Here is a 6,604-nt window from a genome sequence, read left to right as displayed (position 1 = left end):
TAAGGTCGTTTCCCTGATAAAACTAAAGCTGTAGCACTTACCCAAACACCTATTAATATGCTCCATATCATTCCTATGCCAAATAAGAACGCTATGAAAAAACCTACCCCAAATGAAACTAAAGAAATCGCAAACTGAAAACCCGTCAAAATCCCTATTGAGGCATTTTGACCTAAAGATTGATTAACTTGTTTAATTTGTGGTTGTTGTTTCATAAAATAGGGAATAGAGAACGGGCAATAGGGAACAGAATTAAGGATGAGAAAGGAGTGACTAAAAAGGAGGACTGGGAAGGCTGGAAAACATTTTCTTCCCCTGCTCTTTTAAAAAGACGTTCATTAAGTGTGTTCCCTGTTCCCTGTTCCCTGTTCCCTTTTAATTAACAAGCTGCTGTGACACCAGCAAAAAGAATGTTTTGGGCGATGAATAACACCAAAGTCACAAAAAATATGCCTATAGGTTGTTGCACTATCTGCGTTACTTCTTGTCCGTCTCCCAGTGCATTAGCCACCTTCACTCCAGACGCTACGAAATAAACGAATAACATCACTGTTATTGCGGCGTTTATTACTGCGGGTAAGGCGTTAATAGAGGCATTTCCTGTAGCAGCTGCTGTTCCAAACATACACGTCAATGCAATTTGTGTTGGGTCAAATAGTCCAAACGCATGGGCTGGCATTGTTTGAAAAGCCACAATCAACGTTGTCCCAGCTGCATATATCTGATATTGGTATTTCAAACCTACTTTGCCAATCAGCTTGGCAATTACCTGATTCTTAGTTTTAGCTCTTTGGCGTGACCCGTGTTCGTTTCTATTACTTACCAAAACAATCGCTCCTTTGTTTGTCATAAATAGTCAGATAAGTCTAATTGTGTTACCTCGAAACTTAAGAGAAGAATACATTCGTCAGAATCAAGAGTATGGCGATTCATGTCCTTGGTTCCATAATTTATCCCTTCATCCAGAGAATAACTTTTGACATTACGCATCTATAACCGCTACTTAATATTAACGATTGCCAAAAAATAGCAGTGCCAAATTACAACACTAAAGCAGAATTTCTTTGAGATAAATATTCACCATATTTATTTTCTTTATACTGTTAGTGACTGCATCATACTATCACATCAACTAAAGCTTGAGACAAACTTAACAAGCTTTTTTGTGAACTTTTTTCACAGGATGTAAGACAGAATTCAAAGATTATCGTCCTACTTTATTCAGTTATTCATTGATGAGCTTACTCAATAATTAATTTCTCTCTCTCTAATCAGCCTTTTGATTGTAGTTGATAGACTTGTACCCCAATCAGAGGCGATTTTCTCTAATCTTTCACGTTCAAACTCATCTAGATAAACTGGTAGAGAAGCTTTTTTCTTTTTGGAATTCTTCATAGATAACTTGTCTCTTACTTTTGACATATTATGCTGATTTATCGATTTTTTAAGCTAAATATTCTGACTTCTATAATGTTTTTATGATATTATTACAATATTACTTTATTCTCAGGTTATGCGATTACACCCATACTTGTAGGAGCATATTATAAGGGGAGTCAAATTATGCGTTCCAAGTCAAATAAACATAATTCTGCCAGTGTTACACTTCGCGTAGAACCAAAATATGTGAGTGATTTAAAGCTCTATTCACAGGTGGTTGGAAGAAATCAGTCTGAGATTCTGCGGGAATTACTTATATCTGCCCTCAACTCCATCCCTGAACATCAAAGAAGAGCTATGGAAATTATTGCTCAGTGTAGAACCTCTAACTAATTGCCAATTCTCACTTGTAGCTCTACTACAACCCTCCTAAGAAAGTGAGGGTTTTATTATTAGTTAAAGGGAAGGGAAAGGGAAAATTCCATCCTTTCCCCTTTACACCCGCGCCTCATCCCCAGGCCCCACCTGACCCTTTCCCCACAAATACCAAGAAGTCTATAGCATGAATCGCTTTGACAACATGAAAAACAAAGCGAAGCTTCAACTTACTCAAATACTTTACAATAGGTGTGAAACTGTCAATTCCTCTCCAATTCACTCGATGTTGTTTCATAACTATACGAGTGTCGCAAAGTTTAGTTAATTTCAAACTTGATGAATAGCCCCTTTCCTTTATCACCTCCCCAAAAAGCAATCGAGTCATTATTAGCATTGCGAGATTACTACGCACCTCTTGTAGAAGAGTACGAAAAATTATATACCCTAGCCAAAGCAAATCTGACTCATGTAGAAGCTCTATTATCTAACTGGTCTTTGACTGAGGAGGTAGATAATGATAATGAAGAATTCACCTCTGAAAAAGGAAAAAACTTCTTCTTATTCTTAAGTGAGGAATCTGTTAATGACGATGTTGAACCTATTACCCATCTTGAGCTAGACGATTCACAGGATACATCAACAGTCGCAACACAATTGCTTGACTCTACTCAACAAAATATATTCACACTTATACAAGCTTGGTCAGGTGAAGAATCTGATGCAGCTACAGATAGTCCATTCCTCCTAGAGCCACCAATAGAAACATCAACTCAACAGCGACCGCAAGATGGAACCGAGACGGACATGCTGCCTATTTTCCAATCGCTGTCTCGCCCGGAAGCTATTGAACAGGTTTTGGCACAACACATTGGCACAATTGTTCACATCGATTTTATTGTCAAAATGCTTTATGGGGAGTTAGAGCCAGATGCCTTCAAGCTCATCAAAAGCAGAGTTCAATCATCCCTTACTCATGGCTTGGAAACTAACAAATGGTTCAGTGTCCCTACTAAACCGGGATGTTATACTCTGTCTTTAACTTTGCTACCCAAACCGGAGACGAAAAATTCGTCCACCAGAGTCAAAGGCAAAAATAAGAAACAAGTTTTGCCGCCCCAGCCCAAAGACATACCAATGCTCAAAGAATTTCAGGGTCAGTTTTTAATTGATGCACTAACAACTTTTCTAGAAAATAATTCGGGTAAAGTTTTCGGAGTTTCAGAAATTACCAACGGAATCTATGGCGAACTCACTGCGGCTGAGATTAGAGAAGTGAAAAACAAGGTATTGAATGAGTTATCACGAGGTCATCGCACAGGCCGATTCACTAGGGTTCCTGAGCAAATTGGTTTTTATACCTGGGACTTGGATTTGATTCATAAGTAGAAACACTCGCCGCGATCAGTTGAAATTAATCAAAATACTAACTTGCTGGCTGATAGAATCCCGTATTTTCGTTAAATTCCCATCCCAACCCTGCTCTATCCTTGTTCTTACACCATGCTACAAAAAGCGGTGGGGGAAGATTAATTCGCTCCTTGCGTACAGTTTCCTCACTTACACCAAGCCTCTTGGCCAAACCTTCTTCAGTTAACGGTTGCATTCGCGGACTTTGCCCAGAATAGGATGAATTGTTGTAGTACGATTTTTGGCCCCGCTTTTGTTGGTTGTTGAGATAGTCTTGAATTTTAATGATCGCCTCAGCCAACTGTGTCATTCGGGCTGTCATCTTTTCAATTTTTTGTTCTAAATTGGCGAGATTATCAATTACTGTGGTTTGGTTGCTATTAGATTCATTAGATTCATTTGAAAACTCTGACTCCAGCTTATCAAGTCTTTCGCAAATAGCTCTTATCGTTTCATTAGTAGAATCACTGTGAGTTTTATTACTTTTAACTAAGTACGTCTCTACACTTGCCTTAATCTTTGAGTCTAGGCGTTCGTCTAAATCGTTACCACCTATTGCATCAAGCTTATCTTGGGAATCGCCTAAGTAGAGATCGATAAATTCGAGCAGCGTGGCTGTTGCTGTTGTGCCTTTCGAGTTGCAACAGGCGATAAACTGCTCCCACTTCCTTTGGTCACAGTTGAAAGATGCTAATTTTTTTTTCCGCCCTGTATTGCTCATGTTCACGTGTCATCTAGGTAGACTGGGACTGGCCACGCTTATTAAATGGTGTAATTCATCATGATGAATTACCTTGATGCTATCATCACCAAGTGTGTCAGCGCATTCTTCAAGCGATGGTTTTTGTAAAGAGATGCTACTGCCAACGGCTACCATTGGCGATCAAAAATTATCTCAGGCTTAAACACTTGCAGGATTGCTTTATCTAATTTTTGCTCATCGAAACAGTGCTGAGTACCTAGTTAGATTCCTAAGTAAGAAAGCAATAATTGCATCCAGTACAGTCAGTCTGTACCCCTACGGGGATCTTGCTACGCATAGCGTCTCTAAAAGTTGCCCCTGCTTTTAAGCCCTGGTGTCCATTAAAGAATTAATTGTCAGTTTTAAATAATTAGTGTCCAAACGCATCGGAGAAAAGTTTGAGTTTTTGGCACGCAAGTTTTACCCGTTTCTTGAAGAATTTTTTATAGAGCAATCAAACCACTCTCAAAAAATAAACTAAAAATGACTCTATAGTTTTATGTCGTGATAGCGATGAAATAGCAGGCTACTCCAATAAGCTTGATTTGGCATGAAAGCAACAGAAGCAGGGAAGAATTTTGTACAAGTTTCTTAAAATAAGCACCTTTGCCCGTTTTCTTTAACCCAAACCTACACCTGTAATATTTCTGTAGTGAACTGTTAGAAGTATGCTCTTTGACCTGTTGTATTACTGATTAACTATAAAGTCATTTTTAGTTTATTTTTTTTCACCGATTTTTAGGTTTTTCTTTTAGAAGTGTATTTTTAGGGGGAACCACAAAAAAAAGATCCCAGCCTTGTTCTTAATTGCTCGTTGTGTGGCGTGGATCTGGATCGTACTTTCGTATCTTTATGAGCGGGTAAGTGCCTTACAACCCAAATCGGGAAAATTGACTTGCCTGAAGATGAAGCGATCGCATTAAAATTGAGCTTACCGAACACCAACAACTTTACTTTGGTAAATAAAGCCCGGTGCTATCATTGGGACGAGCATGAGTGTAACGGCTAGTTTGGTTCAGCGATGAATGTCCCAAGGTTGCTTGCAGCAGTTGCACAGGTGCGCCCCGGTCTAAACTATGTGTTGCATGAGAGTGCCTCAGCCAGTGTGGCGACACATTCCCAGAAATCCCTGCCCTTTTTCCAGATTCTGCAACAATCTTACGGATTCGCCGCTCACCTACAGCACCACCCTGGCGGCTACCAAACACGGGTGCGTCGGGACTATTATTGGTTCTTTGTCCCAGCAATTCCTGATAAATGCTTTTGGGGATTACCACGGTTCTGGTTTTCTGCCCCTTGCCGTAGAGTGTAACTTGTCCGTTGCCATCGCGCCCTGGTTGTACCGAGCGCCAGGTTAAAACAGCAATCTCACTCACCCTAGCACCAGTATAATAAAGCAGTTGGATTACTAGCCGATCGCGACCCTTTGGGGTCAGGGCAATCATTGTCATCACCTCTAACTCAGAAAGAAGGCGTTCGGCTAATTTATCCTTGGGTTCGGGTAACGGCACTTCGGCGGCGACATTAAATTTTGTCCATTCTACTTTCAGAGCGAACCGCAGCAGACTTTTGATCGCCGCAAGTTTTCTGGCACGGGTGGACACCTCATATTCCTTGGTTTCCAGATAATCAGCGAACGCTAGAACGTCGTTCATTGTTACTGTTCGCAAGTCTAAATCATTCAACTGTACAAGTTTTGGGCTTATACCTAGCACAAAGGCAATGAAATAACGGATATCTGTCTCATAGCAACGCCGGGTTTCCGGCGAGCGCTTGCTACTCTTCCACAGCTCCACTATTTGGGCAGTGTTGGTAACATCTGCCATCCTCTGCACCGAGTTTTCTGCCCCTGGTGTTAGCATCGAGAGTTCTGAGGTTCCTACATAAAATCCAATCAGCCTCTTACACAAAAAAAGATTGTTCCGAATGGTGTGTCCCTTTTTTAATTATCGATTCCAGGGGAGCAACATTTACTAAAATTTCCTAAACGTGAATTCACGCCTAAATTCTTGAGTTAACCGTAGCAACGTGTTAATACGTCTACCTCTGTAAAGAAAATAACTCACCTCCCCTATACAAAAACTGCCTCAATATGACCCAAAGCGACCGTTCCTAGATAGATCCGATAATCATAGTTTTCGGATCTTCAGCCGTGAAACCATAGATTTGTCGTTGGTCAGAGGATACCTCTATTACCGCCCTCCCAGAAAAAACCAGAGGGATTTTCTGTTGATTTTTGCCCCAGACTTGTGTATATATTTCTTTCTTACCAGCTTCTACACAGCATAAAGTTTAGTACTGCTGACCCCGTGGCAATATTTTTCTGCTTGCGCTTTCTTCAGAAAGGGGACGATACCACCCAAGGCACTTACCTTGGAGACTGAACGGCTGACAGCCGCCCGGACAAAACCCTTGAGCGGAAACGCCAATAATATTAGTTAGTCCATGAGATTATCCCTCCATCGGCAATACTTCTTCACTTAGCAAGCTGTAAAATTCAGGAACTTGAGCTTCCACAAGTCGCAGTTCATTTGCGGCGATCGCTTCAAGTTCCAGCACCGTCTCCCAGCGCAAATCCTCAACCCATCGCTTGAGAATGCCTTTAATTGCGTCCACTCCACGAGAAATACCAGAGCGAAGTATTTCTACGCAGTGGAGTAGAGTAATGCGATCAGTGAAGAGAGCAGAGGGGCAGGG

General features: G+C 40.9%; 9 protein-coding genes. 2 read left to right on the top strand and 7 right to left on the bottom strand.

The features are described 5' to 3' along the window. The 3 genes from GNF10_RS33970 to GNF10_RS33960 form a co-directional block, all read right to left on the bottom strand. A partial coding sequence (locus GNF10_RS33970; RefSeq protein WP_221644695.1) for a hypothetical protein occupies positions 1–215 on the bottom strand: 215 nt, incomplete at its 3' end. 164 nt (positions 216–379) lie between these two features. Next, entirely contained in the window at positions 380–850 is a 471-nt protein-coding gene (locus GNF10_RS33965; RefSeq protein ID WP_228039061.1) for a hypothetical protein, read from the bottom strand. Positions 851–1,245: 395 nt separating this feature from the next. Continuing rightward, the gene (locus tag GNF10_RS33960; protein ID WP_114083956.1) at positions 1,246–1,395 is read right to left on the bottom strand and encodes a ribbon-helix-helix protein, CopG family; all 150 of its coding nucleotides are present in this window, start codon (positions 1,393–1,395) and stop codon (positions 1,246–1,248) included. Positions 1,396–1,563: 168 nt separating this feature from the next. Here GNF10_RS33960 and GNF10_RS33955 point away from each other — a divergent pair, with 168 nt between their 5' ends. Both GNF10_RS33955 and GNF10_RS33950 read left to right on the top strand, forming a co-directional pair. Beyond that, positions 1,564–1,773, top strand: coding sequence for a hypothetical protein (locus GNF10_RS33955; protein WP_147262545.1), 210 nt, complete (start codon positions 1,564–1,566; stop codon positions 1,771–1,773). Between the two features lie 321 nt (positions 1,774–2,094). Next, positions 2,095–3,144: a hypothetical protein gene (locus tag GNF10_RS33950; RefSeq protein WP_185607394.1), complete on the top strand. Its 1,050-nt coding sequence runs from the start codon at positions 2,095–2,097 to the stop codon at positions 3,142–3,144. A 37-nt stretch (positions 3,145–3,181) separates the two neighbouring features. Here the strand turns inward: GNF10_RS33950 and GNF10_RS33945 are convergent, their stop codons facing one another. From GNF10_RS33945 to GNF10_RS33930, 4 genes are all read right to left on the bottom strand, one after another. Then, entirely contained in the window at positions 3,182–3,886 is a 705-nt protein-coding gene (locus GNF10_RS33945) for a hypothetical protein (protein WP_185607393.1), read from the bottom strand. A gap of 971 nt (positions 3,887–4,857) precedes the next feature. After that, positions 4,858–5,769, bottom strand: a complete 912-nt coding sequence (locus GNF10_RS33940; RefSeq protein WP_185587659.1) for a tyrosine-type recombinase/integrase — start codon at positions 5,767–5,769, stop codon at positions 4,858–4,860. A 414-nt stretch (positions 5,770–6,183) separates the two neighbouring features. Next, complete coding sequence (locus GNF10_RS33935; RefSeq protein ID WP_185587660.1) at positions 6,184–6,336, bottom strand: hypothetical protein; 153 nt, start codon at positions 6,334–6,336, stop codon at positions 6,184–6,186. Between the two features lie 22 nt (positions 6,337–6,358). Continuing rightward, positions 6,359–6,604, bottom strand: a 246-nt coding sequence (locus tag GNF10_RS33930) for a hypothetical protein (protein WP_185607392.1), incomplete at its 5' end; no start/stop codon positions are given.

It is taken from the genome of Nostoc sp. UCD121, assembly GCF_014222285.1.
GTDB lineage: Bacteria > Cyanobacteriota > Cyanobacteriia > Cyanobacteriales > Nostocaceae > Nostoc.
This window is presented reverse-complemented; position numbering and strand designations above follow the sequence as displayed.